25 protein-coding genes and 1 tRNA gene are annotated in these 26,604 nt (G+C 70.2%); 10 read left to right on the top strand and 16 right to left on the bottom strand.

Going from position 1 to position 26,604, the window contains the following annotated elements; all coding sequences use genetic code 11:
* Positions 1–105: 105 nt before the first annotated feature.
* The 4 genes from OG588_RS18285 to OG588_RS18300 all read left to right on the top strand — a co-directional run bounded on the left by OG588_RS18285 (position 106) and on the right by OG588_RS18300 (position 5,223).
* A tRNA-Lys gene (locus OG588_RS18285) sits at positions 106–179 on the top strand.
* Between the two features lie 121 nt (positions 180–300).
* Complete coding sequence (locus tag OG588_RS18290) at positions 301–1,014, top strand: FadR/GntR family transcriptional regulator (protein WP_398850614.1); 714 nt, start codon at positions 301–303, stop codon at positions 1,012–1,014.
* A 316-nt stretch (positions 1,015–1,330) separates the two neighbouring features.
* Positions 1,331–3,292 (top strand): glycosyltransferase family 2 protein, encoded by a 1,962-nt coding sequence (locus tag OG588_RS18295; protein ID WP_405948227.1) that lies wholly within the window; start codon positions 1,331–1,333, stop codon positions 3,290–3,292.
* Positions 3,289–5,223: a galactose oxidase-like domain-containing protein gene (locus OG588_RS18300; RefSeq protein WP_405948228.1), complete on the top strand. Its 1,935-nt coding sequence runs from the start codon at positions 3,289–3,291 to the stop codon at positions 5,221–5,223. The genes OG588_RS18295 and OG588_RS18300 overlap by 4 nt, the downstream gene beginning before the upstream one ends.
* A gap of 126 nt (positions 5,224–5,349) precedes the next feature.
* Here the strand turns inward: OG588_RS18300 and OG588_RS18305 are convergent, their stop codons facing one another.
* The gene (locus OG588_RS18305; protein ID WP_405948229.1) at positions 5,350–6,378 is read right to left on the bottom strand and encodes a glycoside hydrolase family 6 protein; all 1,029 of its coding nucleotides are present in this window, start codon (positions 6,376–6,378) and stop codon (positions 5,350–5,352) included.
* A 175-nt stretch (positions 6,379–6,553) separates the two neighbouring features.
* Between OG588_RS18305 and OG588_RS18310 the strand changes: the two genes are divergently transcribed.
* Complete coding sequence (locus tag OG588_RS18310; protein WP_405948230.1) at positions 6,554–7,297, top strand: ANTAR domain-containing protein; 744 nt, start codon at positions 6,554–6,556, stop codon at positions 7,295–7,297.
* Between the two features lie 252 nt (positions 7,298–7,549).
* On the opposite strand, the gene OG588_RS18315 is transcribed toward OG588_RS18310, so the two are convergent.
* Positions 7,550–8,233: a class F sortase gene (locus tag OG588_RS18315; protein WP_405948231.1), complete on the bottom strand. Its 684-nt coding sequence runs from the start codon at positions 8,231–8,233 to the stop codon at positions 7,550–7,552.
* A 5-nt stretch (positions 8,234–8,238) separates the two neighbouring features.
* Complete coding sequence (locus tag OG588_RS18320; protein ID WP_405948232.1) at positions 8,239–8,811, bottom strand: hypothetical protein; 573 nt, start codon at positions 8,809–8,811, stop codon at positions 8,239–8,241.
* Positions 8,812–8,957: 146 nt separating this feature from the next.
* Here OG588_RS18320 and OG588_RS18325 point away from each other — a divergent pair, with 146 nt between their 5' ends.
* Positions 8,958–9,737 carry an HAD-IIA family hydrolase gene (locus OG588_RS18325; protein WP_019056659.1) on the top strand — a complete coding sequence of 260 codons (780 nt, stop codon included), beginning with the start codon at positions 8,958–8,960 and terminating at the stop codon, positions 9,735–9,737.
* Between the two features lie 52 nt (positions 9,738–9,789).
* On the opposite strand, the gene OG588_RS18330 is transcribed toward OG588_RS18325, so the two are convergent.
* From OG588_RS18330 to OG588_RS18350, 5 genes are all read right to left on the bottom strand, one after another.
* Positions 9,790–10,476 (bottom strand): phosphonatase-like hydrolase, encoded by a 687-nt coding sequence (locus OG588_RS18330; protein WP_405948233.1) that lies wholly within the window; start codon positions 10,474–10,476, stop codon positions 9,790–9,792.
* A 17-nt stretch (positions 10,477–10,493) separates the two neighbouring features.
* Positions 10,494–11,618: a TIGR03364 family FAD-dependent oxidoreductase gene (locus OG588_RS18335; RefSeq protein ID WP_405948234.1), complete on the bottom strand. Its 1,125-nt coding sequence runs from the start codon at positions 11,616–11,618 to the stop codon at positions 10,494–10,496.
* A gap of 80 nt (positions 11,619–11,698) precedes the next feature.
* The gene (locus OG588_RS18340) at positions 11,699–12,457 is read right to left on the bottom strand and encodes a GntR family transcriptional regulator (RefSeq protein WP_405948235.1); all 759 of its coding nucleotides are present in this window, start codon (positions 12,455–12,457) and stop codon (positions 11,699–11,701) included.
* Positions 12,458–12,488: 31 nt separating this feature from the next.
* On the bottom strand, positions 12,489–13,289 hold the full coding sequence (locus tag OG588_RS18345) for a hypothetical protein (RefSeq protein WP_405948236.1): 801 nt from the start codon (positions 13,287–13,289) through the stop codon (positions 12,489–12,491).
* Between the two features lie 252 nt (positions 13,290–13,541).
* The gene (locus OG588_RS18350) at positions 13,542–14,726 is read right to left on the bottom strand and encodes an ROK family protein (RefSeq protein ID WP_405948237.1); all 1,185 of its coding nucleotides are present in this window, start codon (positions 14,724–14,726) and stop codon (positions 13,542–13,544) included.
* A 56-nt stretch (positions 14,727–14,782) separates the two neighbouring features.
* Here OG588_RS18350 and OG588_RS18355 point away from each other — a divergent pair, with 56 nt between their 5' ends.
* From OG588_RS18355 to OG588_RS18365, 3 genes are all read left to right on the top strand, one after another.
* The gene (locus tag OG588_RS18355; protein WP_405948238.1) at positions 14,783–15,886 is read left to right on the top strand and encodes a Gfo/Idh/MocA family oxidoreductase; all 1,104 of its coding nucleotides are present in this window, start codon (positions 14,783–14,785) and stop codon (positions 15,884–15,886) included.
* Positions 15,883–16,398 carry a heme-degrading domain-containing protein gene (locus OG588_RS18360; protein ID WP_405948239.1) on the top strand — a complete coding sequence of 172 codons (516 nt, stop codon included), beginning with the start codon at positions 15,883–15,885 and terminating at the stop codon, positions 16,396–16,398. Before OG588_RS18355 ends, OG588_RS18360 begins: the two co-directional genes overlap by 4 nt.
* 85 nt (positions 16,399–16,483) lie before the next feature.
* Positions 16,484–17,350, top strand: coding sequence for an LLM class F420-dependent oxidoreductase (locus tag OG588_RS18365; protein ID WP_405948240.1), 867 nt, complete (start codon positions 16,484–16,486; stop codon positions 17,348–17,350).
* Here OG588_RS18365 and OG588_RS18370 read toward each other — a convergent pair.
* The 5 genes from OG588_RS18370 to OG588_RS18390 form a co-directional block, all read right to left on the bottom strand.
* Entirely contained in the window at positions 17,339–19,510 is a 2,172-nt protein-coding gene (locus OG588_RS18370; protein WP_405948241.1) for an acyltransferase family protein, read from the bottom strand. The genes OG588_RS18365 and OG588_RS18370 overlap by 12 nt on opposite strands.
* Before the next feature lie 89 nt (positions 19,511–19,599).
* The gene (locus OG588_RS18375; protein ID WP_026150366.1) at positions 19,600–20,457 is read right to left on the bottom strand and encodes a fumarylacetoacetate hydrolase family protein; all 858 of its coding nucleotides are present in this window, start codon (positions 20,455–20,457) and stop codon (positions 19,600–19,602) included.
* A 141-nt stretch (positions 20,458–20,598) separates the two neighbouring features.
* Complete coding sequence (gene yidC, locus OG588_RS18380; RefSeq protein ID WP_405948242.1) at positions 20,599–21,285, bottom strand: membrane protein insertase YidC; 687 nt, start codon at positions 21,283–21,285, stop codon at positions 20,599–20,601.
* 102 nt (positions 21,286–21,387) lie between these two features.
* Positions 21,388–21,678 (bottom strand): DUF6412 domain-containing protein, encoded by a 291-nt coding sequence (locus tag OG588_RS18385; protein WP_405948243.1) that lies wholly within the window; start codon positions 21,676–21,678, stop codon positions 21,388–21,390.
* 59 nt (positions 21,679–21,737) lie between these two features.
* Complete coding sequence (locus OG588_RS18390; protein WP_405948244.1) at positions 21,738–22,265, bottom strand: winged helix-turn-helix transcriptional regulator; 528 nt, start codon at positions 22,263–22,265, stop codon at positions 21,738–21,740.
* Positions 22,266–22,335: 70 nt separating this feature from the next.
* Between OG588_RS18390 and OG588_RS18395 the strand changes: the two genes are divergently transcribed.
* On the top strand, positions 22,336–23,733 hold the full coding sequence (locus OG588_RS18395) for an MFS transporter (RefSeq protein ID WP_405948245.1): 1,398 nt from the start codon (positions 22,336–22,338) through the stop codon (positions 23,731–23,733).
* Between the two features lie 67 nt (positions 23,734–23,800).
* On the opposite strand, the gene OG588_RS18400 is transcribed toward OG588_RS18395, so the two are convergent.
* The 3 genes from OG588_RS18400 to OG588_RS18410 form a co-directional block, all read right to left on the bottom strand.
* Positions 23,801–24,901 carry a CU044_5270 family protein gene (locus tag OG588_RS18400; protein WP_405948246.1) on the bottom strand — a complete coding sequence of 367 codons (1,101 nt, stop codon included), beginning with the start codon at positions 24,899–24,901 and terminating at the stop codon, positions 23,801–23,803.
* Entirely contained in the window at positions 24,898–25,605 is a 708-nt protein-coding gene (locus OG588_RS18405; protein ID WP_405948247.1) for an RNA polymerase sigma factor, read from the bottom strand. The genes OG588_RS18400 and OG588_RS18405 overlap by 4 nt, the downstream gene beginning before the upstream one ends.
* A gap of 110 nt (positions 25,606–25,715) precedes the next feature.
* The gene (locus OG588_RS18410; RefSeq protein ID WP_405948248.1) at positions 25,716–26,510 is read right to left on the bottom strand and encodes a class E sortase; all 795 of its coding nucleotides are present in this window, start codon (positions 26,508–26,510) and stop codon (positions 25,716–25,718) included.
* Positions 26,511–26,604 lie beyond the last annotated feature (94 nt).

The following is a 26,604-nucleotide window of genomic DNA, read 5'->3' on the forward strand; positions in this document are numbered from 1 at the left end:
CGCATGTTGACGGTCCGAATGATGTACAGAGGCCCCGCCCGGGCCTGTCCGGGGGTGGTCGGGAGCACCCCCGGACATCCGGTAGAGTTGTGCAGGTCAACACGCGCGCCGCTAGCTCAGTTGGTTAGAGCAGCTGACTCTTAATCAGCGGGTCCGGGGTTCGAGTCCCTGGCGGCGCACAGACAGCGAGGCCCTCCGCACTGCGGGGGGCCTTTTGCGTGGGCGGAAGACCCGCATGGGCGGAACATCCGTGTGGGCGGAACACAGCTCGCCCCCCGTTTGGCCGGATACCCTCTGGCCATGACAGCCCGTGACCTGCAGGAGCGGATCAAGAAGCTCATCCTCGACCGTCGGCTGTCCTCCGGGGCCCCGCTGCCGACCGAGCCCGAGCTGATGGTGTTTCTCGGTGCGAGCCGGAACTCGGTGCGCGAGGCGCTCAAGGCGCTGCAGGCGATGGGGATCGTCGAGATCCGGCACGGGTTCGGGACGTACGTCGGCCCGATGTCGCTCGCGCCGATGGTCGAGGGGCTCGCCTTCCGTACCGTCGTCGGGCACTACCGCGGCGAGGACAGTCTGCTGCAACTGCTCGAACTGCGGGAGGCGGTGGAATCGGGGCTCGTGGCCCGGCTCGCGGGGCGGTTGCCGGAGCGGGATCTCGTCGAACTGGACGCGCTGGTACGGCAGATGGAGCGGGAGGCCGCCGAGGGGGTCGGGCTCGCGGCCACCGACCGCGCCTTTCACGCCACCCTGTACCGGGGTCTGGACAACGCGCTGCTGAGCGAGGTCCTGGACGCGTTCTGGGACGCCTTCCACCGTGTCCACACCGATCTCGCGACCGGCCCGCAGGACCCCGAGGTCACCTGCCGCCAGCACCGGGAGATCCTCGACGCGGTCCGGTCCGGGGACGCGAAACGCGCCGAGCGGGCCATAAGAGAACACTTCGACAACGTGCGCACAAGACTGTCCACAACGGCTCCACATGATCCCCACACCCGCCCCAATGAACGCGTATGACCGGTAAACACCGCGTTTCGTGTCTTGCGATCAAGCTGAGCACCGTAGAACCCTGGTTTTGAAGATACTGCCGGTACACGGCAGTTGAGGGGGTAAGGAACCGGTTGCACGGTTTCGCGGGGAGGAGGGGCCCCGCTCGGGAACAGATGTCGGAGGGGGCATCTCGCAACCGGACGGTCGCGGTCGCACATCTCTGTGAGTGGACTGTGTGGTGACTGTGGCCACCACTGACACGCCCGTCGAGGGTCGAGGGGGACGCCCGGCGGACGGCCGAGACAAACAGACACGCGCGCTTCTGCGTGTGGGGGGATGACTCATGACGTCGACGCCGACGGGCGCCCGACAGGGCTTCGACCCGTCCCGAACCACCGAACTCAGAGTCCCGGGCCACCGGACCGGCAGCTTCCGCCGGATCAAGAACACACTTCCGAGATACGACTACGAGCACTACAGCCGCCTGGCGGGACCCCTCACGCAGCCCGAACCGGGCAAGCCGTACAAGGTCCAGTACCGGTCGCTGCTGTCGCAGGAGACGCACCGCCTGCGCGCCGCCCTCATGCTGAGCGCGGCGCCGCTGCTGTCCCTGATCCTGCTGGGCTGGCTGATGCAGCCCGAGCACTGGACCCAACGCGACTATCCCGCCTACGACTTCCTGCCCGCGCTGGACATCGTGATGCTGGTCGCGATCGGTCTGATCGAGTTCTTCCGCTGCATGAACGTGCTGTCCAACGCGCACGCCACGCTGGTCGCCCGCGACCCGGTCCCGGTGGTGCCCGAGATGGGCACACGCGTCGCGTTCATCACGACGTTCGTGCCCGGCAAGGAACCCCTGGAGATGGTCACCAAGACCCTGGAGGCGGCCGTACGGCTGCGCCACTGGGGCCTGTTGCACGTGTGGCTGCTGGACGAGGGCGACGATCCCGAGGTCAAGGCCGTCTGCGGGCGGCTCGGCGTACACCACTTCACCCGCAAGGGAGTCGAGAAGTGGAACCGCCCCAAGGGCGCCCACCGCGCGAAGACCAAGCACGGCAACTACAACGCCTGGTTGGAGGCACACGGCGACGAGTACGACTACTTCGCCTCCGTCGACACCGACCACGTGCCGCTGCCCAACTACCTGGAGCGGATGCTCGGTTTCTTCCGCGACCCGGACGTCGGATTCGTCATCGGCCCCCAGGTGTACGGCAATTACGAGGGCCCGGTCACCAAGGCGGCCGAGTCGCAGCAGTTCCTCTTCCACGCCCTGATCCAGCGGGCCGGCAACCGCTACGGCTCGCCGATGTTCGTCGGCACGTCAAACGCCGTACGGATCAAGGCACTTCAGCAGATCGGCGGCCTGTACGACTCGATCACCGAGGACATGGCCACGGGCTTCGAGATGCACCGGGCCAAGAATCCGGCGACCGGGAAGAAGTGGAAGTCGGTCTACACGCCGGACGTGCTCGCGGTCGGCGAAGGGCCCAGCGCCTGGACGGACTTCTTCACGCAGCAACTCCGGTGGTCCCGGGGGACGTACGAGACGATCCTCAAGCAGTACTGGAAGGGCTTCTTCTCGATGCCTCCGGGCAAGCTCTTCAACTACACCATGATGATCATCTTCTACCCGATGTCGGCCCTCAACTGGATACTGGCGGCGCTGAGTTGCTCCCTGTTCCTGGGTCTGGGCGCCTCGGGTGTGAACATCGACCCGACGGTGTGGCTGATGCTCTATGGCAACGCGTCCGCGCTGCAGATCGGCCTCTACATATGGAATCGGCGGCACAACGTCTCCCCGCACGAGCCGGAGGGGTCGGGGGGTGTCGCCGGCATGGTGATGTCCGCGCTGTCGGCGCCGATCTACGCCCGCTCGCTGCTGGACGCCGTACTGCGCCGCAAGAGCAAGTTCGTGGTCACGCCGAAGGGTGATTCGGCCAGCCCCGACACGCTGTTCGGGACGTTCCGGGTGCACTGGTTCTTCATCCTGATCTTCGGCGGCTCGCTGATGGCAGGGGTCGAGAACGGGCACTCCCACCCGGCGATGATCACGTGGACCGCGTTCGCGCTGCTGATCACCGCGTCGCCGATCCTGGCGTGGCGGTACATGGTGCGGCAGGAGAAGAAGCAGTCGTCCGCCGTCCTCCCGGACGAGCCCCAGGACGCCGTTCCGCCGCCGCAGGCGTTGCCGGTCGCGCATGCCCCGCAGCAGAAGCCCAGTTGGGTGGCGTCGGGCACGGGCAGCGGTGGTGGCGAGCAGACCATGCAGATCGCGCTCGGTGGGCTGGGGGGTCGTAAGGAATGAAGGAAGCCGGCCGGCGCCGTGCCCGTCGACTCGCGATCAGCACGGTGGTCGTACTCGCCCTGGCCGGGATGAACGGGCCCTGGCTGTACAGATTCGGGACCGAGAGATACCACCAGTACGTCATCAACAAGCCCGAGTACAAAGCCGACAACGGGCACTGGGACATCGTCCAGTTCCCCAAGGAGTACCGGCAGGACACCATTCACGCGGTGCTGCTGCACACCGGGAAGGTGCTGCTGGTCGCGGGCTCGGGGAACAACCAGGACAACTTCAACGCGAAGAAGTTCGAGTCGCGGATCTGGGATCCCGTGAAGGGGACCATCAAGAAGGTCCCGACCCCCGCCGACCTGTTCTGTACGGGGCACACCCAACTCGCCAACGGGAACATCCTCATCGCGGGCGGCACCCAGAAGTACGAGAAGCTGAAGGGTGACGTCAAGAAGGCCGGCGGGGTCATGATTCTGTACAACGAGAATCCCGACAAGCCGATAACGCTGTCCAAGGGCACGAAGTTCACGGGTAAGGCGAACGGTAAGTCGTTCGTGTCCACGGACTCGGTGCTGATTCCGCGCGCGACGAAGGTGTTCGACAAGAAGACCGGCAGGTTCCTGCGGAACAATCCCGGTTACGCGCGGATCGTCGTCGAGGCGCCGAAGGAAGGTACCAAGTACGAGACCGGCGCCCAGGACAACTACCGGATCCAGGGATTGACCGGGGCCGACGAGCGCAACACGTACGGGATCGGGAACAAGTTCGGGCTGGACAAGCGGGACTTCGAGGGGATCAAGAACGCGTACGAGTTCGATCCGGTCGCCGAGAAGTACATCAAGGTCGATCCGATGAACGAGGCTCGGTGGTATCCGACGCTCACGACTCTGTCGGACGGCAAGGTGCTCAGTGTTTCCGGGCTTGATGACATTGGGCAGTTGGTGCCGGGGAAGAACGAGATCTTCGATCCCGCGACGAAGAAGTGGACGTACACGAAGACGAAGCGGCAGTTCCCTACGTATCCGGCGCTGTTCCTGATGGAGAACGGGAAGCTGTTCTACTCGGGGTCCAATGCGGGGTACGGGCCGGACAACGTGGGGCGGGATCCCGGGATCTGGGACGTCGACACCAACTCGTTCACCAAGGTGCCGGGGCTCAGTGATCCGAACATGTTGGAGACCTCGGCGACTGTGCTGTTGGCTCCGGCTCAGGACGAGAAGTACATGGTCATCGGGGGTGGGGGTGTTGGTGAGTCGAAGTTGTCCACCAACAAGACTCGGCTCGTTGATCTGAAGGACGCGAATCCTGTGTTTGTGGACGGGCCCTCGTTGGAGAAGGGGACTCGGTATCCGCAGACCTCGATCCTGCCTGATGACACGGTGCTTGTGTCGGGTGGGTCCGAGGATTATCGGGGGCGTAGTGAGTCCGATATTCTCCAGGCTCGGTTGTATCACCCTGACACCAACAGTTTCGAGGAGGTCGCCGATCCGCTGGTCGGGCGGAACTATCACTCCGGGTCGATTCTTTTGCCGGACGGGCGGGTGATGTTCTTCGGGTCCAATCCTCTGTATGCGGACAAGGCGGACACGAAGCCGGGGGTTTTTGAGCAGCGGATCGAGATTTACACGCCGCCGTATCTTTACCGGGATTCCCGGCCGGATCTTTCTGAGGGGCCGGGGTCCATTGCTCGGGGGGCTTCGGGGACGTTCACCTCGGCGCACGCTTCTTCGATCAAGAAGGTGCGGTTGATTCGGCCGAGTGCGTCCACGCATGTCACGGATGTTGATCAGCGGTCCATCGCGTTGGACTTCAAGACGTCCGGGAGCAAGATCACGGTGACTGTGCCGAAGGATCGGAATCTGGTGCAGTCGGGGTGGTACATGCTGTTTGTGGATGACGATCAGGGGACGCCTAGTAAGGCGGTGTGGGTGAAGGTGCCGTAGGGGTCGTTCTTTGGGTGCGGGTGCGTGGGGGCTGGTCGCGCAGTTCCTCGCGCCCCTAAAAAACAGGGGCGTTGCGGCTGGTCGCGCCCATGCGGCGGAGCCGCAAATCGACACAGCCCCGCGCCCCTAAGGGGTTGACGCTTGCGCCAGTTTCAAGGCGTAGGTTGGCCACCAATTGCCCGCCTTGGGGCCGCCCTTGCACTCGCCGTCCGACTCTCCCGGGCGTTTGATCCACAAGTACGCGTCCACCAGCGGGTCCGCCGTCTTTGTTGTGGGGGTTTCGCCCAGGGCCCTGCCCGGGGGGTTGCACCAGTTCTCGTCTGTGTCGCCATCCGTATACGGTCCGTTGCCGTTGCGGCTGGTGTCGATGACGAAGTGTTTGTCGGCGGTCTTGGCCGAGAGTTGCTTGCCGTAGGCGATGGAGTCCTGGGTGGAGTAGAAGTTGGAGACGTTCACCGCGAAGCCGTCGGCCTTCGCCAGGCCCGCTCGTTCGAGGGGCTGGTAGATCTCGTCGGGGTGGCCCCAACCCGCGTTTCCGGCGTCCAGGTAGACCTTCGTGTGGGTGAGGGACTTGAGCTTGGTGATCGCGTAGGCGAGTAGGTCGTAGCGCTCCGCCTGGTACTGGGTCGGAGTGCAGCCGTCCACCAGGTGCAGGAGCGCGTCCGGTTCCAGGATCACCGTCGCGGAGCGGTCTGCGATGCCCTGCGCCACGGCGTCGATCCACTCGCGGTACGCGTCGCCGTCGCCCGCGCCGCCCTGGGAGTACTGGCCGCAGTCGCGGTGCGGGATGTTGTAGAGGACCAGGAGCGCGGTGCGGCCGGCTCGGTCGGCGGCCTCGGTGAAGCCCTGGGCCTCCGCCTTCGGGTTCTCCGCGCCGATCCACTCACCGGTCGGCTGCTCGGCGATCTTTCGGATCTGCTCGGCGTCCGCCGTCTTGCCCGCCTTGACGTAAGTGGCCACCTGGCGGGCCGCGTTGGTGTCCGGGTTGACCCAGATCGGGTCCGCTCCCTCGGGCTGTTGGGTGATCTTCGCGTTCGCGTCGGGTTTCTTGTCCCCGTCCCCCGAGGAACACCCCGCGATCAGCAACGCGGCCCCCAGAACCAACGCCGACGTCCGTGTGCCGAAGGAGACCGGGGTCCCCTGGCTGCCGTACATCCAACTCCCCCTTGGCTGTACCGATCCAAGGCTCAATCGTGACATACGTGGCGTGCCGCCCACGAGAACGCCGGGGTGTTGTCGTCCGGCTGTTACACCTCCGTCCCTCGGGGTAGATGGGCGGCCTAAGGGCTGTCCGGCGGGCTCGGTCGCGGGGCAGGAGGAGGCGGTCGTCATGGACCACGCGACCCGGGAGGGTCGGCTCGCCGCGGTGCTGGTGGAGGCCGCCGACACTCTGATCGAGGACTTCGACACCGAGGAGTATCTGCGGCGGCTGGCCGATCATTGCGTAGAGCTGCTGTCCGCTTGGGCTGCCGGGGTTGTGTTGATCGACGGTGGTGAGGCGGTGGCGCTGGCCGGGAGCAGGCGCGGCGGTCGCGAGGAGGTGGCTCTCGATCTGCTGGCGGCCCAGCACAACTCCGGGCCCTGCCTCGAGAGTTACGGCTCCGGTCGGCCCGTTCCGCCGGTGTCGATCAGCTCGGCCCAGGTGGCCGCCCGCTGGCCGGAGTTCACCGAGCGGGCCCTGCGGCACGGTGTCGTGGCGACCTTCGCGGTGCCGGTGCGGCGGCACGAGACGCTGCTCGGCGCGCTCAATGTGTTCGAGTCGGCGCTGCCCAACTCCGCTACGGATAGGGGGCGTTCGGAGGTGGCGGTGGCGCAGGCCCTCGCCGACGCCGCTGCTCTGGGGCTGGAGAATCATCGCGCGTACGCCCAATCCCGTTCCCTGGCGGGGCAGTTGCAGGAGGCGTTGTCGAGCCGGGTGCGGATCGAGCAGGCCAAGGGGATGCTCGCCGAGCGCTGGCAGGTCGGTACCGACGAGGCGTTCATCGCGCTGCGCGGGCACGCGCGACGACACCGGTTGCCGTTGGACCGGGTCGCGCGGACGGTGATCGAGGGGGGACTCGTGGATCGACTGTGACCAGTGCATATGACAGCGAGCAACTACTGTGAGACATGGCGTCATTTGCCCTCTAGGCCCGGACGCCCATTCGTTCTAGAGTCGTTCCCAACGGCCCTAGCCCCTGGCCCGAGTCCGCACCTTCCACCACTGGTTTTTCCAGACCTCCCGCGCCGTTCGCCGGGTTACTCCCGCAGCCCGTGCGCGTGCGGTTGAGGACCAGCCCGGTCGGCGGCTTCGAGGGGGGAGCAGGTCGTCGGCCGGGCCGGGTTGTCACAGTCCGGTGCCGGTGAGGTAGGCGGACACGATCACGTTCGCCGTGTAGCTGCGGCTGGCGCGGTCGAAGGTGCCGCCGCAGGTGATCAGGCGGAGTTCGGCGCGGCCCGACTCCCGGGTGCCGTAGGCCTGTTGGGCGTCGAAGTGGTTTCGGTTCAGGACGCGTACGTCGTCGACGGTGAACTCGGCGACCTTGCCGTCGTCGCGGATCACCCGGATCGTTCCGCCCGGGCGCAGGGTGCTGAGCTTGTAGAAGACGGCGGGCCTGGTCTCGGTGTCGACGTGGCCGACCATCAGGGCGGTTCCGGGGGCCCCGGGCCGTACTCCGTTTCCGTACCAGCCGACCACGCCCGCCTGGTCGAACGGCGGTGGGTCGATCGCGCCCTGCGTGTCGAGGCCGCGGGCCACCACCGGTGCCTGTACGGCGAGTTGGGGAATGTCGATGCGCTGGGGCAGGGCGTTGCCCAACGGCTTTGCCGCGGGCGGGAGTTCGGCCTCCGGGGGGCGGCCGACCGCCGCCACGTCGCCGGTCGTCGGCGCGGACATGCCCTGCCGGATGTCGGTCAGGTCCTGCCCCCACAGCCACAGCCCGAGCAGCAGCACGGCCCACGCCACTCCGGTCAGCAGCCGTCCGGTGCCGGTGGAACGCTCGTGCTCGGCGGGCCGGTCGTGATCGAACATGCCGGTCAGCCCGTCCTGCGGCTCCGGCGGGCGCTGCGCAGCGCCACGGCCGTCGCGGCGACACCGGCCAGCAGCAGACCCACCACCGCGTGCGCGGTACCGGGACCGGCCGCACGGGCGTCCACGGCCGCGAGGTGCGCCGTACCGCCACCGCCCGCGTGGACGGGGGCGACGGGTGAGGCGGGGGTGGAGGGGGACGAGGGGGGTGCCGAGGGCGACTGGGACTGCTGGGACGACTGGGAAGCGTTCGCTACGACCTTGATCGCGCCCTTCACCGTCACGCTTCCGCAGGTGATCTTCACGTCGTAGCTGCCCGGTGCCAGCGAGCTGCGGACCCGGGTCTCGCCGGCGAGGGTGCCGGCCGCGCCGACCAGCTTGGCGTCGGCGACGAACGCGTCCGACGCCGCCGAGCCCGTCGTACCGGCACAGCCGCTGATCTTCAGCGCGACCTCGCCGCCGGGGGCCGGGGAAGCGGGGGTCACCGAGACACCGCCTCCGTCCGCCGCGTACGCCGTCGGGGTGAGCGTCGCGAGGACCACCGCGGCAAACGCACAGAGTGTGACTTTCAGTGAACCCATCGTGAACCTCCAGATACCTGGAGACTCCTCCTCACCGTGGACGCCCGCATCCTCAGCCGCGCCCGGCTGCTCCGTATGGGGGACGGCGCCGGAAGGTGCATAGCATGGTCACCTCACATGCCCGCGTACCGCAGGAGTGCCCACCCATGACAGAGCGAAAGCCCATCGAATCGTGGCTCACCGACATGGACGGGGTGCTGATGCACGAGGGCGTCCCGGTGCCCGGCGCGGAGGCGTTCATCAAGACGCTGCGGGAGAAGGGACGTCCGTTCCTGGTCCTCACCAACAACTCGATCTACACCGCGCGTGACCTGCACGCCCGGCTGAACCGGATCGGTCTCGACGTGCCGGTGGAGAACATCTGGACCTCGGCGCTGGCCACCGCGGCCTTCCTGGACAACCAGCACCCTGGCGGCACCGCCTATGTGATCGGCGAGGCCGGGCTGACGACGGCGCTGCACGACGCGGGGTACGTGCTGACCGACTCCGACCCCGATTTCGTGATCCTGGGCGAGACCCGTACGTACTCCTTCGAGGCCCTGACCAAGGCGATCCGGCTGATCAACGACGGGGCCCGGTTCATCGCGACCAACCCCGACAACACCGGGCCCTCCCCCGAGGGCGCCCTGCCGGCCACCGGTTCGGTGGCCGCGCTGATCACCAAGGCGACCGGCAAGGAGCCCTACTTCGTCGGCAAGCCGAACCCGCTGATGATGCGGTCGGCGCTGAACACCATCGGCGCGCACTCGGAGAGCAGCGCCATGATCGGCGACCGGATGGACACGGACGTACTGGCCGGGCTGGAGGCCGGGATGGAGACCTTCCTCGTCCTCACCGGGCTGACGACCAGGGGCGATCTGGAGCGGTACCCGTACCGGCCCACGAAGGTCGTGGAGTCCATCGCGGACCTGGTCGACCTGATCTGACCTGATCCGATCCGGCCGGGGGGATCTCTCCTCGCGCCACGGTTGCCGTTCGTCATGCGAGCACTCCGGGCAACTGTCCTACGCCGTCCAGGACTTGGGTCGCCCCGGCCGCCCGCAGCGCGTCCGCGTCGTGGGCGCCGGTCAGGACACCGGCGACCAGGCCCGCGCCCGCGCGGACCCCGCTGAGCATGTCGTACGAGGTGTCGCCGACGACGGCCAGCTGTCGTACGTCGTCGGCAACCGCCGTACGCAGGAAGGCCGTCAGCACCATGTCCGGGTACGGGCGTCCCCGGCCGCCGGCGTCGGCGGGGCACAGCGTGAGGTCGGCGAGGCCCTGCCAGCCGAGCGCGGTCAGGATCGCGTCCTGCGTGGTGCGGGCGAAGCCGGTCGTCAACACCACCGTGCGGCCTTGGGACTTGAGCGATTCGATCGTCTCGCGGGCGCCGGGCAGGGCGGCGACCCGGCCGCCGTCGACGAGTTCGGCGTACGCCGCTTCGAAGGCCTTGTTGGCGTCCTGGGCCCTGGTCTCCGTGCCGAACAGGTGGCGGAAGACGGAGATCTTGGACTCGCCCATGGTGGCGCGGACGTGGTCGAGCATCGAGTCGGGTCCGGAGCCGGGTTCTTCGCCCAGGTGGTGGGCGGCAGCGGCGAACGCCTCCTCGACGAGACCACCGTCGGCGACGGTGGTGCCGGCCATGTCGAGGACGACGAGACGGATGTCGGGTGGCGTGGGGGGCATGAGGGGGGTCACGGGGGTCACCAGTCCAGTTCGTTCGCGGTGGTTTCGGCGATCGCCGGGGAGCAGGTCATGCCGCGTCCGCCGGGTCCGGTGACCAACCACACGCCGTCGCGCACCTGTTGGCGGTGGACGACGCGGGCGGGGTCGGTGCACTGCGCGTACACGCCGGCCCAGCGGCGGCGGATCTTCGGGAGGGGACGGCCGAGGAGCGACTCGACGACCTCGGCGAGATGGTCGTAGGGATCCTCGGTGGTGTCGAAGGCGAAGGGGTGCTCGTACTCGTGGGTGTCGCCGATGGTCAGTCCGCCGTCGGCGCGCTGCACCATGAGGAGTTGCATGGCGTGCGCGGCCGGGATCCGCAACTGCGGTTGTTCGGCGTCGAGTCGGTCCAGGGCCTGGCCGCGGTAGGCCGGGTAGTAGCGGAAGCTGTCCGCGTCGGCGACCGATGTGGTGAGCGGTTCGCCGAGCGGGTCGGTCTGCATCATCTGCAACCGGACGCGGCGGACGGGGAGTTCGGGTCCGGCGAGTTCGCGGACGAGTCCGCCGAGCCAGGCGCCCGTGCACAGGATCACCGTGTCGGAGGCGTGCACGTCCCCGTGGTCGTCGCGTACCGCGTGCTCGCCGATGACCTCGCGGACCTCGCGGCCCGGCAGAAAGGTGTAGTTCGGGCACTTCGACAGTTCGGCGCGCAGGGCGAGTTGGGCGGTGCGGGGTTCGACGGCGGGGTCGCGCTCGCAGTAGAGGGCGGCGGTGAAGTCGCCGCGCAGGGCGGGGTTGACGGCGCGGGCCTCGGCGGGGGTGAGGAGTTTGTAGCCGCGTGCCGCGGAGTCCTCCCGCGCTACGGCGGCCTCGGCGACGGCGAGTTCGCGCTCGCCCCGGACCGGGGTCAGCGAACCGTTGGCCCGGAAGCCGAGCCCGGGGACGCGGGCGCCGATCTCCTCCCACAACTCCCTTGCGCGCAGGGCGGTTTCGAGTTCCTCGCCGCCCGCGCGGCCGCTCACCCAGATCTGCCCGAAGTTGCGCAACGAAGCGCCGCGAGCCTCCGCCTCGCGCTCGATCTGTACGACCTCATGGCCGCGTTCCACTGCTTGCCAGGCGTGCATGGTGCCCACCACGCCGCCTCCGACGACTGTCACTCTCACGACCTGAGCCTGACCGACGGCCGCACCTTTGGGCTAGACCCGTTACTTATTTGTTATAAGGAGGGGGGTTCGCCAGGTGCCTACTGATGCGTCAGGTGACTGGTGAACGAGAAGCGGTCGCCTCGGTACAGGCCCCGCACCCGTTCCAGTGGGCGGCCCTCGGTGTCCCGCGAGACGCGGTGGATCAGCAGCATCGGGAGGGCGGGCGGGGTGCCGATGAGGAGGGCCTCGCGCGGGGTGGCGAGCACGGTCTCGATGCGTTCGTCGGCGTCGCCGAAGTGGATGCCGCGGGCGACCAGGTAGCCGTAGAAGGAGGAGTCGGGCTCGAAGTCGGTGTCCAGGTGCGGGACTCGGGCGACGGAGACGTAGGTGCTTTCGAGGCCGACCCGCTCGTCGTCGGCGAGCAGGACGCGCTCCAGGTGCCAGACGGGTTCGCCGCGGGTCAGTCCGGTCTCGGCGGCGAGTGCGTCGGGGCAGGGGAAGCGGTCGAGGGTGACGAGGCTGCGGCCCGGGGTGCGGCCCTGCCGTCGTACGCCCTCGGTGTAGCTGGCCAGGGACAGCGGCTGCTCCAGTTTGGGCCCCGCGACGACCGTGCCCCGGCCCTGCCGGCGCAGCCTGCCCTCCAGCACGAGTTCGCGCAGCGCCTGCCGCACGGTCTCGCGGGCGACCTCGTAGCGCTCGGAGAGGTCGCGCTCGGTGGGGATCGGGCCACCCTCCCCCAACTCGTCGACGAGCGCGGCGATTTGGGCCTTCACCGCGTAGTACTTGGGGATACGGCCGTGCTCCGGGATGCCGGAGCGGACGGGGGCGCCGGGGGCCTGGTCGTTCGGGTAGTCCACGGGGAGATCGTCGCAGAAGCGACGGGCCGCGCTAGCGGCGCCTCCGGGCCAGCAGCAGGGCGCCGGCCGTGACGAGGAGGACGGACGTGGCGGCGAGGACGAGGTGTTCGGGGCCGATTCCGGTGCGGGCCAGTTCGTCGGTGAACGAGAGGTCCTCGGCGGGCGCGGTGGCGGTGGGAGCGGGAGTCGTCGTAGAGGTGGCGGGGGTGCTGGATCCCGGGACGGCGGGGTCGACGTCGAAGCGGTAGTCGTTCGACTGGCCGACCCAGTCCCCGTCGTCGGCATGGCGCTGTACGACGGCGGCGTCGGCGGTGATCTCGTTCGCGACGGCGTCCGGGGCGAGGGCCAGGCGCACCTTCACCGTGAGGGTCTTGCCGGGGTCGACCGTGAAGCCCGGGAAGCCGTCGTCGAAGGCGCCGACGAGTTCGGCCTCGTCGGTCCGGGCGAAGTGGACCGGGTGCGGGCGGGGGCGGGTGCCGTCGTAGAACTCCAGCTTGGGCTGGGACGGTTTCAGGGCGCGCTGCTGGTCGACGAGGACGACCACCGGGTGGATCGCGGTGCAGCGGTGGGCGGTGGTGTTGGTGAGGTCGAGGTACCAGGTGCCGTAGCCGCCGCCGGCCTCGTAGGAGTCGGGGCCGTCGTGGATGCGGGTGGTGAGGGGGAAGGTGTGGGCGTCGGGGGCCGCGCAGGTGGGAACGGCGGCCGCCGCGTCTGCCGCGTGGGCCGGTGGTGTGGCTGCGATGAGGAGGGGGGCGGCTGCGGCGAGGCAGAGGGACAGGGACCGGGACAGGGGTGCGCGCAGTGGGGTGCGCGGGCGCAGGGGTAGTCGCATAAACACATGAGCGTGCCGGACGGGGGCCGTCGATCAGGGGTGCCGTGCCGGTCGCGGGCCGCGAATGCCTCGAACGGGCGCGGCGGGACCCCTGTTCGGCGGAAGTGTTACAGATCTGGCGAAAGTGTCACACTTTTGCGGACCACCTACCGTCCCCGGCCGGCAGTCCGCCGGGCCGGCGCCTCGAACGGCGGGGCATGGCAGCTGTTCGGCGGAGGCGTGACGCTTGCCCGGACCGCCTGCCGCCCGCCGCTACCCGTCCGCCCGTCCGAACAGCGGACCCAGCAGCAACTGCGCCGCTCCCTCCGCGACACCCCGCGCCCCGCCGGCGGCGACCCGTACGGGTACGGCGGCCTCGCGGGCGCCCTCGCGCCGGGCGCGTTCGTCGAGGACGGCGGCGACTCCGCGCACGAAGGGCTCCGGGTCGGCGGCGATGGTCCGGCCGCCCAGCAGCACGAGGTCAATGTCGAGCAGGCCCACGAGGTTCGCGGCGCCCGCACCCAGCACCCGCGCCGCTTCATCGACGTCACCGCGCGCCACGGCGGCCAGGCACAGGGCCTCGATACAGCCCCGGTTCCCGCAGTCGCAGGGCGGACCGTCCAGCTGGATCACCTGGTGCCCGAACTCACCGGCCCCGGTCCGCGCGCCCCGGTGCACACCCCCGCCGATCACCAGTCCGGCGCCGAGCCCGGTCCCGAGGTGCAGATAGGCGAACGCCCCGCCCACCCCGCCGACGGCCAGCCCGAGCGCGGCGGCGTTCGTGTCCTTGTCGACGACGACAGGCACCCCGAGCCGCCGGGCGAGCGCGTCCCGCAGCGGAAACCCGTCCCACTCCGGGAACCCGGTGACCCGGTGCAGAACGCCGTGGGCGTGATCGAGGGGGCCGGGGAGAGCGACACCGACGCCGAGCAGGTGGCCAGTGGCGGCGAGGGCGGCGGACGCGGGGCGCAGGTCCGCCGAGCCGACGGCGTCCGGCACCACCGTCCCGATCACCAGCCCCTCGACCTCCCGAGCCACCGCCTCCACAACCACCCCGGCCCCCGCCCCCAGATCCAGCGGAGCCCCCCGCTCCCCCACCACCGCACCGGTGAGATCGACGAGCACCACCCGCAGCTCGTCCCGGTCCAGATGCACCCCCACCGCAAGCCCGGCCTCCGGCACCAACCGCAGTACCGTGCGCGGTTTCCCGCCCGTGGACGCGCGCCGCCCCGCCTCCGCGGCGAGGCCGGACTCCCGCAGCCGGGCGGTGATCTTGCTGACGGCCTGGGGGGTGAGCCCGGTGCGCTCGGCGAGTTCGAGGCGGCTGATCCCATCCGTGCCGGCCGTCCGCAACAGGTCGAGGACCAGCGCGGTGTTGTGGCTGCGCACGGCAAGCAGATTCGCGCCCACCGCCGTAGTCGTTCCGCTTCCGGCCCCGCCCCGCGCACTGTTCTTCACACCCCCATTGTCCCCACCACTTGCACTTTGGCAACAGCGTTGCGAAAGTGGAGGGCATGACTGGACGCACCACTCGCACACCCCTCCGCGTCGGGCTCGTCGGCTACGGCCTCGCGGGCTCCGTCTTCCACGCCCCGCTGATCGCCGCCACCGAGGGCCTCGCACTCGACACGGTCGTCACCTCGAACCCGGAGCGGCAGCAACAGGCCCGCGCGGAGTTCCCGGACGTCCGCGTGGCCGCGACCCCGGACGAGCTGTTCGACCGCGCCGGCGACCTGGACCTGATCGCCATCGCGTCGCCGAACAAGACGCACGTCGCGCTCGCGACCACCGCCCTGAAGGCCGGCCTGCCGGTCGTCGTGGACAAGCCGATCGCCGGCACGGCAGCCGAGGCGCGCGAGCTGGCGGCTCTGGCCGAGCAGCACGGCCTGCTCCTCTCCGTCTTCCAGAACCGCCGCTGGGACAACGACTTCCTGACCCTGCGCAAGCTCCTGGCCGAGGGCGAGCTGGGTGACGTATGGCGCTTCGAGTCCCGGTTCGAGCGCTGGCGCCCGCAGCCCAAGGGCGGCTGGCGCGAGTCCGGTGACCCGGCAGAGATCGGAGGTCTTCTCTACGACCTCGGCAGCCACGTCGTGGACCAGGCACTGACCCTCTTCGGCCCGGCGGCCTCCGTGTACGCCGAGTCGGACATCCGCCGCCCGGGCGCGGAGACGGACGACGACACCTTCTTCGCGATCACGCACACGAACGGCGTCCGCTCACACCTGTACGTCTCCGCGACGACCGCCCAACTCGGCCCACGTTTCCGGGTGTTGGGCTCCAAGGCGGGCTATGTGAAGTACGGCCTCGACCCCCAGGAGGCGGACCTGCGCGAGGGCAAGCGACCGGGCACGGCGGACAGTTGGGGCCAGGAACCCGAGTCCCTCTACGGCCGTGTCGGCGCTGGGGGTCCCCCCGCTGGGGGAGAGTCCCCGCTGACCGGCGGTGGCCGCCTTGAGCCGACCCTCCCCGGCGACTACCCCGCGTACTACGCGGCCGTCGCCGCCGCCCTCCGTGACGGCGCCCCCAACCCGGTGACCGCCCTGGAGGCGGCCGCCGCCCTCGACGTACTGGAAGCCGCGCGCCGTAGCGCCCGCGACGGAGTGACGGTGACCCTGTGACCCAGAACAAGCCCTCGATCACCCAGCGGATCGCCCCGGAGATCACCCCGACGGTGGAGGAACTGGAGGCGCAGGAACGACACTTGGTGTTCCAGCACTTCACCTACGACGACGCGTGGGAGCTGGGTTCGCTGCTCGTGGAGATGGCCCGGGAGCGGCAGGCCCCGGTGGCCATCGACATCCGGCGCGGCGGTCAGCAGCTGTTCCACGCGGCGCTGCGGGGTTCGGCCCCCGACAACGACGCGTGGATCGACCGTAAGCGCAAGGTGGTCGAGCGTTTCGGCGCCGCCTCCTACCTGGTCGGCACCCGCTTCCGCGCCAAGGGCAGCACCTTCGAGGAGTCCTCCCGCCTCGACCCCGACGAGTACGCGGCGCACGGCGGTTCGTTCCCGATCAATGTCGAGGGCGTGGGCCTGATCGGCACGGTGACGGTGAGCGGGTTGCCGCAGTTGCAGGACCACCGGTTCGTGGTCGAGGCGCTGGAGCAGTTCCTGGGCGACGACCGGAAGTAACCGCCGAAGGAAACAATCCGAGGCTCCCTCCGGTTGGCACTGTCCAGCACGTCCCGCACGTCCGACAGCGGAGGGAACAGGACCGATGAGCAGTGCCCTGAAGGAAACGGTCGGCCGGTACGGCATCTGGAGCGTGGGCCTGCGCTCCGAAGAGCCTTCCCTGCGCGGCGAGTTGACCGAGGCCGCGGCCGAGCTGGAGCAACTCGGCTACGGCGCGCTCTGGTTGGGTGGCAGCAGCGCCACCGCCAACGCCGTCCCGCTCGTCGAGGCGACGACACGCATCGCCGTCGGCACCAGTATCCAGAGCATCTGGCAGTACTCGGCGGCCGAGAGCGCGGCGAGTTTCGCGGAGTTGGAGGCGGCGCACCCCGGCCGCTTCCTGCTCGGCCTCGGGGTGGCCCACGCGAAGAACACGGCCGAGTACAGCCGCCCGTACTCGGCCCTGGTCGCCTATCTGAAGGCCCTGGACGAGGCCGGAGTACCCGCCGGGCGCCGCCTCCTCGCCGCCCTCGGCCCGAAGACCCTGGAGCTGGCCCGGGACCACGCGGCGGGCTCGATCCCGTACCTGGTCACACCGGAGCACACGGCCAAGGCCCGCGAAGCCCTCGGTGAAACCCCGCTGCTGGCACCGGAGTTGGCGGTGGTTCTGGAGACGGACCCGGCCCGAGCCCGCACCGTGGCCCGCGAGTTCCTCTCCATGTACCTCACCCTCCCGAACTACACCAACAACTTCCTGCGCAACGGCTTCACCGAGGCCGACCTCGCGGACGGCGGCAGCGACCGGCTGATCGACGCGGTGTTCGCGTGGGGCGACGAGGCGTCGGTCCGGGCCCGCGTCGACGACTACCTCGCGGCGGGTGCGGACCATGTGGCACTCCAACTGCTGGACGGCGACTCCCGTGCGGGACTGCCCCGGGAGGGATGGCGCAGGCTCGCCGCCCTACTGGACTGAGACGAGCCCCTGCTCCCGCAGTTCCTGGCCCAGCACCGGAGTCAGCGCCTCGGCATAGGTCTCCGCCAGGTGGCTCTCGTCGCGGTAGACGAACGTGTCGCCGACGGCCACGGGGCAGTTGCCCGACCCGGGGCACAGCCAGGGCTTCGGGTCGATCACGGTGGCACCGGCACGGAGGGCGCCTTGCCGGTTGGCCTCCCGGCGGGTGGGGTCCTTGATCGCCTCGCTCTGGTCCGACTCGCACTTGTCCAGCCGCAGGGGATGCGCCGACGCGCACTCGACGGGGTCGTCCTGCGCGTTCGGCCACGGGGTGTCGAGCAGGACGGCCACCTGGTCGGCGGCTCGGGCCAGCCGCTCGTAGACGCGCGCGTAACCCGCCGTCCAGTCCTCCAGCGGATCCTTCATCGGCTTCACGGGCTTGGCCACCTCGGAGGAGGAGGCCAGGACCAGCATCGGGTGCAGCTGCTCGATCCGCCGCAGCGCGTTCTCCCGCCAGGTGTCGCACGAGGTGTACGGGCCGGGGCCGTTGACGGTCGTGATGTCGGCCGTCTTGCAGGACGCCTTCGTCAGGGACACCAGTTTCCAGCCGTACTGGTGGCTCAGTTTCTCCAGCGCCGGGAACCACTGGGCGGCATGCGAGTCGCCGTAGAGGACGACGACCTTGTCCGCGGACGGGGCGCCGTACTCGCAGGTCGGCGAGCTGGTGGCCGTGTAGTTGACGTGGCAGCTGTCGCGGTAGACGGCGGAGCGCTTCGTCTTGATGGCGGCGAGTGCCGGTGACAGGTTGCTCGGCAGCGCGGTCGCGGGTGCGGCGAGGAGGCCGGTGAGCCGGGCCTCGGGGTCCGATGCCGTCGTCAGGGCCTCCGCGAGGCCGGGCACGCGGGTGCCGGAGCCGATCGGTGGCGGGAAGGCCGTCGCGACGAGGGCGGCGGACACGACGGTCGCGGAGAGGCCGAGGCCGAAGGCCACCGCCGTCGTGGGTCTGCGGCGCAGCGAGCCGCTGAACCGGACCGGGTTCTCCAGCAGACGCAGGCTCACCCAGGCCAGGGCCAGGGCGACCGCACACAGCGCGAGGTTCAGCCGGAGCCCGGCCGGCCGTCCCAGGGCCGGCGGGCCGAGCATCAACAGCGGCCAGTGCCACAGGTACCAGCCGTACGAGAGGTCGCCCAGCCAGGCCGCGGGGCGCAGGGCGACCGGCGTGACGGTGGATTCCCTCGTGGCGGTGGATTCCCTACGGCAGCCGCCCGCGATCACCAGCGCCGCGCCGAGCACGGGCAGCAGCGCGAAGTGGCCGGGGAACGGGGTGTCCGCGTCGTACAGCGTCGCCGCCGCGATGATGCACGAAAGCCCCAACCACGCGCAGGCGTAGGCCAGTTGGCGCGGTAGGCGCTCCAACGCCCGCGCGCCGAAGGCCAGTAGGGCGCCGGTGCCCAGTTCCCACAGGCGGGTGTGCGGGCCGAAGTACGCCCAGGAGGGGGAGGTCTCGGTCGTCCGGACGGCCAGGACGTACGACACCAGGCACAACACGCCCAGCGGCAGGGCCCGTAGCCACGGACGTCGGATCAACTTCCAGCTGACGAGCAGGAGCAGCGGCCACAGGAGGTAGAACTGCTCCTCCACGGACAGCGACCACAGGTGCTGGAAGGGCGACGGCGAGCTTCCCTCACGGAGGTAGTCGGTGCCCGAGTCCGCCAGGTCGATGTTCACGAAGTACAGCGCGCCCGCCAGCGCGTCGTGCATGAACTCGGCGTAGCGGACCTTCGAGGCGAAGAGCCGGCAGCCGATCATGGTGGCCAGCGACACCAGGGTCGCCAGCGGGAGTATGCGCACGGCACGGCGGGCGTAGAAGCGGCGCAGGGAAAGGGTTCCGGAGCGGTCGGCCTCGCGGAGCAGGCCCGAGGTGATGAGGAATCCGGAGATCACGAAGAAGACGTCGACCCCGACATAGCCGCCGGCCGCGAACGTCACTCCGGCGTGCGCCAGCACGACGAGCGTGACGGCCAGGCCGCGCAGCGCCTGGATGTCGGGCCGCGACGGCGGCTTCGGCGAACGGGCGGGCAGCCGTGCGGCGAGGCCGCGTCCACGCGGCGGTGATCCGTCGGGCCGCCCGTCCGGCGCCGTGTCCTGCTGCGGGCAGGTGGTGGCGGGGGTGTGCGTCATACCTGGAACTGTGCGCGGAGCGCGGGGAGTTCCAGTCCTTCACGGCGCATTGGTCCCCCGCCGTCCGCCAAGCGTTCTTCAGGCGTTCGTCAGGCGTCCTTCAACTCCTGCCGCTGCCGCCCGAGTCCGGAGATCTCCAGCTCGACCACATCCCCCGCCCGCAGGAACGGCTTGGGCTCGGGCTGCCCCAGGGCGACGCCCGCCGGAGTACCGGTGTTGATGACATCGCCGGGGTAGAGGGTCATGAACTGGCTTACGTAGCGCACCACTTCGGCGACCGGGAAGATCTGCTCGGCGGTCGTCCCGTCCTGCTTCAACTCCCCGTTCACCCACAGCCGTAGCGACAACCCCTGCGGATCGCCGACCTCGTCCGCGGTCACCAGCCACGGCCCCAGCGGGTTGAACGTCTCGCAGTTCTTGCCCTTGTCCCAGGTCCCGCCCCGCTCGATCTGGAACTCCCGCTCGGACACGTCGTGCGCGACCGCGTACCCCGCGACATGCGCGAGCGCCTCCTCGTGGGACTCCAGGTAGCGGGCCGTACGCCCGATGACGACGGCGAGTTCGACCTCCCAGTCGGTCTTCACGGAGTTGCGCGGGACGAGCACCGTGTCGTACGGCCCGACGACCGTGTCAGCGGCCTTGAAGAAGACGACCGGCTCGGCGGGCGGCTCGGCGCCGGTCTCGCGGGCGTGGTCGTGGTAGTTCAGCCCGATGCACACGACCTTGCCGATCCGTGCCAGCGGCGGCCCGACCCGCAGCCCGTCGGCGTCCAGCGCGGGCAGCTCCCCGGCGTCGGCCGCGGCGCGGATCCGGCCCAGCGCGGCGGTGTCGGCGAGCAGCGGCCCGTCGATGTCCGGGACGATGCCGGACAGGTCCCGCAGGGTCCCGTCGGCGTCGAGCAGCGCGGGCCGCTCCGCCCCCGCCGTACCGACTCGCAGCAGCTTCATGTTCACCATCTCCATCGATCGTGCGGGCCGTCGACCGATGGGTGCAGCCATCGGATGACTGGTCGATCCTCCAAGCTCATGGTCCAGTCCGCAATACCCGGTTCACGGACTGGACCGTCACCGCGGGCGGTCAGGCCGCCGTCACGTGGAGAGCACCGCCCGCTCCACGGCGCTCCAGGCCGCGCTGGTCACCACGTACAGGGCGACGGCGAGCGGCACGACGGCCACGGTGATCAGCGTGCCGTAGGAGAGGAGCGGCAGCACCTTGCCGAGGGCCCCCGTACCGGTACCGGCGCCGGCACCGGTAGCTGTGTCGGCGGCCGTGCGGCGGGCGCGGACGTAGGTGAAGGTCGCGATTACGGCGACGACGAGGAACAGCCCGACGTAGACGAGTCCGGCCGGCCCGAACATCCCGTCCCCGGCGAGCGCGTCGGTCCAGCGTCCGCCGAGCGGCGCGGTGAACAACTGGTGGGAGAGGAGGCCGTCGCCGCCGCCGGAGAACAGGCGGTAGAGGAGGAAGAACGCGGGGAGTTGGAGCAGGCTCGGCAGGATTCCGGACAGCGGGGACACCTTCTCCTCGGTGTGCAGTTCGAGTACGGCCTTCCGCAGCTTCTCGGGCTGCTTCGCGTACCGCTTCCGCAACTCGGCGATACGCGGCTGGAGTTGGGCCCGCGCCCGCTGCCCGCGCGCCGCGGCCCGCGACAGGGGATGCACGAGGAGTCGTACGAGAGCGGTGAACAGGACGATCGCGGCGGCGGCCGCGGCCGTTCCGAACAACGGGTGGAGCAGGTCGGCGAGTTGGTCGACCAGGGCAGCGAAAACGGACATGAAGACAGACATGGGTGAGCCCTCCGTGGGTCTCGTCGTGCCGGAAGTGGGCATGGCGACGGGACGGCCCCGCGCGGAGGCGGAAAAGGCTGCTGGGAATGCCTACGCGGTGGTCGTCCGGAGGGGGTGTCCGGGGGCTCGGGGGCGTGGGCGGCCCGAGGCGTCGGGGTCGCGCTGGGGCAGGAACGCCGTACGGCGGGCCCGGTCGCGGATGGCCGTACGGACCCGGGTGGGCGGTACGGCGGGCGCGCTGCGCGCGGTGAGGAGGGCGCAGACGGCGAGGGCGGTACCGGTCGCGGCGAGCGCGACGACGGCCGGGAGGCCGGCGGTGTCCACCAGCACGAAGGGGAGCAGGAAGAAGAGCAGCAGGGCGGTCGCCCGACTGTGGTTCATGGTCCGCCCCCCTCTCCCGACTGCCGTAACTACGGTAACTACCTTTCTCGTACTGTCCGTTATACCGGATCGGGCTCGATCGGCTGGAGGAGTCGTCGCGGTTTGAGGAGCGCCCGGCCGACCGGGTCCGCCGGGTCCGGATCGAGTCCCGGGCCCGGGTCCATGAGGACGTCCGCGACGGGGACGACGAAGCCGCAGGCGGGGCACTCGCCGTAGGAGCCGAGTTCGGTGCCGCAGTCCGCGTGCCGGAAGTAGCGCAGCTGTGTCTCGCCGTACTGCTCGCGCTTCCACCGGCCGAGCGAGCGCAGCACCGGCCACAGGGCGATCCCGCGCTCGGTGATGACGTACTCGTCGCGCGGCGGGGACTCCTGGTACCGGCGCTTTTCGAGGATGCCCTCGGCGGTGAGCGCCTGGAGGCGGGAGGCGAGGACCGCGCGCGGGATGCCGAGGTGGGCGAGGAAGTCGTTGTAGCGCCGCACGCCGTAGAGGGCGTCCCGGACGACGAGCAGTGTCCAGCGCTCGCCGACCACCTCCAGCGCCCCGGCCATCGAGCATTCCTGTCCCGCGTAGTCCTTGCCCAGTGACATGCCACCCACCCTAGCCACATTTTCGAGAAGTAAGTTCAATGAACGAACCTTCAGTGTTACGGTACTCCACATGACTAGGTTCAGTGAACGAACCCTCACCGAGGTTCCCGAAAAGCACGAGGTCACCGAGGTGAGCGTGCCGCACCCCCGCGCCACCCTCGCCCTGACCAGCGCGGCCACCGCCGTGGCACTCATGACGTACACCGCGCCGATGGTCACGCTCCCCGACATCGCAGCCGCCCTGCACACCCCGCTCTCCGCCCAGGCCTGGCTCCTGAACGGCACCCCGCTCGGCCTGGCCGCACTGCTCCTGGTCGCCGGCAGCCTCGCCGACGACTACGGCCGCCGCCGGATCTTCCTCGCCGGCACCTTCGCGCTCGGCATCACCACGGCCCTGTCCGCGCTCACCTCCTCGACCTGGCTGTTCACGCTGACCCGGATCGCACAGGGCGCGTCCAGCGCGGCGCTGCTCGCCAGCAGCCTGGGCCTGATCGTGCACGCCTTCCCGACCCCGCGCGGCCGTCTGCACGCGACCGGCGTGTGGGGCGCGTTCGTCAGCGGCGGCATAGCGGTCGGCCCGCTGGTCGCGGGCGCGATGCCCGACTGGCGGGTGGCCTACGGCGTGCTCGGCGCGGCGGCGATCGTGGTGGCGGCCCTCGGCGTCCGCACGTTGTCCGAGTCCCGCGCGCCACGAGGTGGACGCCCCGACCTCGCCGGAGCGGTCACCTTCGGGCTGGCCCTGGTCGCCCTCGTCGCCGCCCTCACCCTGGGCCGCGACGGCTGGCTCCGGGCGCCGGTGGGCCTGCTGTTGCTGGCGGCCGTGCTGCTGGTCGGCGTCTTCGCGCTGATCGAGCGCCGGGGCAGCACCCCGATGATCGACCTGAGCCTGCTGCGCCACCGCCTCTTCCTGGCCTCCTCGGCGGGCGGCCTGTTCACGGGCCTCGCGGTGATCGGCCTGTTCAGCTTCCTGCCGACGCTGTTGCAGCAGACGCTGCGCCTGTCGGCGATGGACACGGCCTGGCTGTTCCTCCTCTGGTCGGGCCTGTCCTTCGGGGTCGCCCTCCAGGCCCGCCGCCTCGCCGGGCGCGTCTCCTCCCGGCACCAACTCGCCCTGGGTTTCCTCCTCCACGCGGCCGGCGTCCTGACGATGCTGGGCGCGCTGGGCTCCGGTTCCTGGCTACGACTGCTGCCGGGACTGGTGATCGCCGGGGTGGGCAGCGGACTGCTGAACGCCGCGCTGCCGCTGCTCTCCGTGGAGTCGGTACCGGCGGCACGGGCCGCGATGGGGTCGGGGGCGCAGCAGACGTTCCGGTACATCGGCTCGTGCGCCGGGGTCGCGCTGACCATCGCGATCGCGACGTCGGCGGGCGGTGGGCTGGCTCGGGGTGCGGACATCGCGATGGTGGTGTCGGCGGGGCTCGCGGTCGTGGCCGCGGTGAGTGTGGGGGTGTTGCGGGAGCGGGCATGAGGCGTCTGTCCACACCCGCTCGGGCCCGCCCCGCCGCGCCTCCTCAGGGGCGCTCCCCTGGCGGGTCTCAGGGGCGCTCCCCTGGCTTGTTCACGACGCCCCAGGCGTTGCGGACGATGATCATCGTGAAGGGGGTCGAGCCCGCCGCCGGCGAGGCGTCGGCGTACGGGCCCTCGGCGTCCTGGGACATCTCGGGCGGCGCGGAGTGCAGGGTCTCCCCCAGGTACACGTACGTCTTCGGGTCGAAGAACAGCTCCTGCTTGCCCTGCCAGCCCGAGGCGCTGGGCTTGGCGTAGGTCACGGTGACCCCGATGGCCGCCCGCCCGACGGGGTCTTTGATGCCCTTCTCCACCCGGGCGCCGGGGATCTTCGCAAGCGCCCGGAACAGACCCGCCTGCACGTTCGGCGGGATGAGCACGGAACGGTAGAGGACGTCGATCTCCCGCCAGTCGCGCTCCGCCGTGGTCTCGCCCTTGATGTCGCCGAGGGCGTGCTCCTTGCGGATGGCGGCCATCATGCGGCCGGGGTCGCTCGGGAGCGTCTTGAGGAAGCGGTAGAACTGGCGCTGGGACCGGTCGTCGTAGCCCTCCTTCTTCCACTTCTCCTCCTGGTTGGGGCCGTACCAGACCTGGAGTTCGTTCGGGTCGAAGTGCGAGATGTCGCCCGCGCCCGGGATGCCGGGCAGGCGTGCGGCGCCCGTGCCGTCCCAACGAGTCCACTCCTCCGAGGTCTGCGGCTTCCCCTGGCCGAGCGACGTGCTCTTCTCATAGACCCACTGCTTGGGGCCGGGCTCGGTGGCGCCGATCTTCTCGACGGTGGCGGCGGCCAGTTCGAGGGTGTAGGCCGAGGCCTGCGCGGAGAGCAGCTGACGGCCGCCGGATGTGGCAGACGGGGTGGGGGCGGTGGACGGCGTGCCGTGGGTGAGGGAGACCACGGCCCCGCCGGTGACGACGAGACCGGTGGCCGCCGCCGCGGTCAGCAGGACGAACCTGCGGCGGGGCAGCACAGCCGTGGTGGGACGCGGCCGGTTCCGGGCGACGGCCTCCTGACGGAACGCCTCGGTGAGCAGGGCGCGTTGGGGCGCGAGGCGGTCGCTGTCGGGCAGGGGGACATCGGCACGCAAGGGGACGTCGGTGCGCAGGGCACGTGCATCGGCCGGCTCGTTCATGCGGGATCACCTTCTGATACGTGCGGTTCGAGTGGTGGGACAGCGGCACCGGCGGTGCCGGCGATCTCGTCGGACTCGCCGAACGGGCGGTACGGGCCTGCCGTGACGCGGAGTTTCCTGCGGGCCCGGTTGAGCCGGGACCGGACGGTGCCGACCGGGATGTCGAGGGCCTCGGCGATCTCCTGGTAGCTGAAGTCGGCCCAGGCGAACAGGAGCAGGGCGTGCCGGTCTCCCTCGGAGAGGGCGGCCAGCGCCTTGGCCAGGGGCCGGGACGCGGCCTGCGCGGTGACGCGGTCGTCGGCGGAGTCGGTCCAGGTCTCGGCCACCGGGTCGCGACCGGTGCGGGCGAGCAGCTTCAGCGCCTTGACCTCCTCACGGCGGTGCCGGCTGATCAGCTTGGCCGCGATGCCGTGCAGCCAGGGGCGGACACCGGCAAGCCCGCTGTCGTAGCGGGCCCTGATCCGGAAAGCCGTCAGGAAGGTCTCGGCGGTGACGTCGTCGGCCGCGTCACGGCCGAGGCGCCGGGCGACGTACTGATGGATGGTGGGCGCGTGGCGGTCGAACAGCACGGCGAAGCGCTCGGGTTCGTCGAGCGACGCCGCGATCAGCAGGGCGTCCGGCAGCGCGGTGCCCGCTCTCGCGGTGTCCGCTCTCGTAGTGCCGTTCCCCCAGGAGGAGCGGCACAGTGGATCGGAATCGGTCATCGGCGGTCCGTGTGGTCGGAGGAAAGGGACAGCGTTCACCAGTACTTGCCGACTGACCGGAATCGGGTTCACGGACCGGGTTCATGGATCGGGTTCACGGACCCCCGGTGTCAGGTGCGGGGCCGCATGGAGGTGAGCGTGCCCCACACGACCATGCGGTACCGGGAGGTGTACTCCGGGGTGCAGGTGGTGAGGGTGATGTAGTACCCGGGACGGCTGTAGCCGTAGGACGGCTTGACGATCGAGCGCGGGATCGGGCGGATGACTCCGGAGTCGGTGGCGGAGGTCTGCGGCAGGATCTTGTCGACCGTGTAGGTGAAGGTGGCCGCGCTCGTCTCGACCTGGACGGTGTCCTTGACGCGCAGTCGCGGGAGGTACCGGAAGGGCTCGCCGTGGGTGTTGCGGTGCCCGGCGAGCGCGAAGTTCCCTGCCTGGCCCGGCTGTTGGGTGCCGGGGTAGTGGCCGACGTACCCCTTGTTGAGCACGTTCCGCTTGCTGACGCCTTCCGCGACCGGGACGCGGAGGTGGAGGCGGGGGACGGTGAGGATGGCGTAGGCCTGGGAGCGGTGGGGGGTGGTGGCGGAACCGGGAGAGGTGGTGGGGGTGGATCCGTCGGTCGAGGTGGTGGCGGTCGGGCGGCTCGGTGAACTACCGCTCGCCGTACCGGAGTTGGCCGACAGGGTCGCGCCTCCCCCTCCGCCGGGTGTCGCCCATTGCCGTTCCAGGGCCTGCACTTGGTGGTCGGCGCCGCGGCGGGCCTCGCGGTTGGTCCACCACAACTGGTGGACGACGAGGAGGAGCAGGACGACCCCGGTGGTGACGAGCAGTTCGCCGCCGGTCCACAGGGCGCGTCGGCGCAGCGCACGGCGTCGACGGCTGCGGTGCTGAACGACGGGGACCCGCATGCGTACGCCTCCTTCACCCACCGGCCGCCCTTCACCCACCGGCCGCCCGCACGATAGGCGGCGGCTCCCGAACTCTCCAGACCTGCGCCCTTTC

It is taken from the genome of Streptomyces prunicolor, assembly GCF_045162825.1.
GTDB lineage: Bacteria > Actinomycetota > Actinomycetes > Streptomycetales > Streptomycetaceae > Streptomyces > Streptomyces prunicolor.

What these genes read in the sequence shown, in the direction of transcription:
- OG588_RS18370 (WP_405948241.1), bottom strand. Translation starts at nt 19,510, where the DNA reads ATGACGCACACCCCCGCCACCACCTGCCCGCAGCAGGACACGGCGCCG.
- OG588_RS18300 (WP_405948228.1), top strand. Translation starts at nt 3,289, where the DNA reads ATGAAGGAAGCCGGCCGGCGCCGTGCCCGTCGACTCGCGATCAGCACG.
- OG588_RS18355 (WP_405948238.1), top strand. Translation starts at nt 14,783, where the DNA reads ATGACTGGACGCACCACTCGCACACCCCTCCGCGTCGGGCTCGTCGGC.
- OG588_RS18405 (WP_405948247.1), bottom strand. Translation starts at nt 25,605, where the DNA reads ATGACCGATTCCGATCCACTGTGCCGCTCCTCCTGGGGGAACGGCACT.
- OG588_RS18315 (WP_405948231.1), bottom strand. Translation starts at nt 8,233, where the DNA reads ATGTTCGATCACGACCGGCCCGCCGAGCACGAGCGTTCCACCGGCACC.
- OG588_RS18375 (WP_026150366.1), bottom strand. Translation starts at nt 20,457, where the DNA reads ATGAAGCTGCTGCGAGTCGGTACGGCGGGGGCGGAGCGGCCCGCGCTG.
- OG588_RS18400 (WP_405948246.1), bottom strand. Translation starts at nt 24,901, where the DNA reads ATGAACGAGCCGGCCGATGCACGTGCCCTGCGCACCGACGTCCCCTTG.
- OG588_RS18345 (WP_405948236.1), bottom strand. Translation starts at nt 13,289, where the DNA reads ATGCGACTACCCCTGCGCCCGCGCACCCCACTGCGCGCACCCCTGTCC.
- OG588_RS18365 (WP_405948240.1), top strand. Translation starts at nt 16,484, where the DNA reads ATGAGCAGTGCCCTGAAGGAAACGGTCGGCCGGTACGGCATCTGGAGC.
- OG588_RS18310 (WP_405948230.1), top strand. Translation starts at nt 6,554, where the DNA reads ATGGACCACGCGACCCGGGAGGGTCGGCTCGCCGCGGTGCTGGTGGAG.
- OG588_RS18330 (WP_405948233.1), bottom strand. Translation starts at nt 10,476, where the DNA reads ATGCCCCCCACGCCACCCGACATCCGTCTCGTCGTCCTCGACATGGCC.
- OG588_RS18325 (WP_019056659.1), top strand. Translation starts at nt 8,958, where the DNA reads ATGACAGAGCGAAAGCCCATCGAATCGTGGCTCACCGACATGGACGGG.
- yidC (WP_405948242.1), bottom strand. Translation starts at nt 21,285, where the DNA reads ATGTCCGTTTTCGCTGCCCTGGTCGACCAACTCGCCGACCTGCTCCAC.
- OG588_RS18410 (WP_405948248.1), bottom strand. Translation starts at nt 26,510, where the DNA reads ATGCGGGTCCCCGTCGTTCAGCACCGCAGCCGTCGACGCCGTGCGCTG.
- OG588_RS18320 (WP_405948232.1), bottom strand. Translation starts at nt 8,811, where the DNA reads ATGGGTTCACTGAAAGTCACACTCTGTGCGTTTGCCGCGGTGGTCCTC.
- OG588_RS18290 (WP_398850614.1), top strand. Translation starts at nt 301, where the DNA reads ATGACAGCCCGTGACCTGCAGGAGCGGATCAAGAAGCTCATCCTCGAC.
- OG588_RS18390 (WP_405948244.1), bottom strand. Translation starts at nt 22,265, where the DNA reads ATGTCACTGGGCAAGGACTACGCGGGACAGGAATGCTCGATGGCCGGG.
- OG588_RS18295 (WP_405948227.1), top strand. Translation starts at nt 1,331, where the DNA reads ATGACGTCGACGCCGACGGGCGCCCGACAGGGCTTCGACCCGTCCCGA.
- OG588_RS18305 (WP_405948229.1), bottom strand. Translation starts at nt 6,378, where the DNA reads ATGTACGGCAGCCAGGGGACCCCGGTCTCCTTCGGCACACGGACGTCG.
- OG588_RS18385 (WP_405948243.1), bottom strand. Translation starts at nt 21,678, where the DNA reads ATGAACCACAGTCGGGCGACCGCCCTGCTGCTCTTCTTCCTGCTCCCC.
- OG588_RS18395 (WP_405948245.1), top strand. Translation starts at nt 22,336, where the DNA reads ATGACTAGGTTCAGTGAACGAACCCTCACCGAGGTTCCCGAAAAGCAC.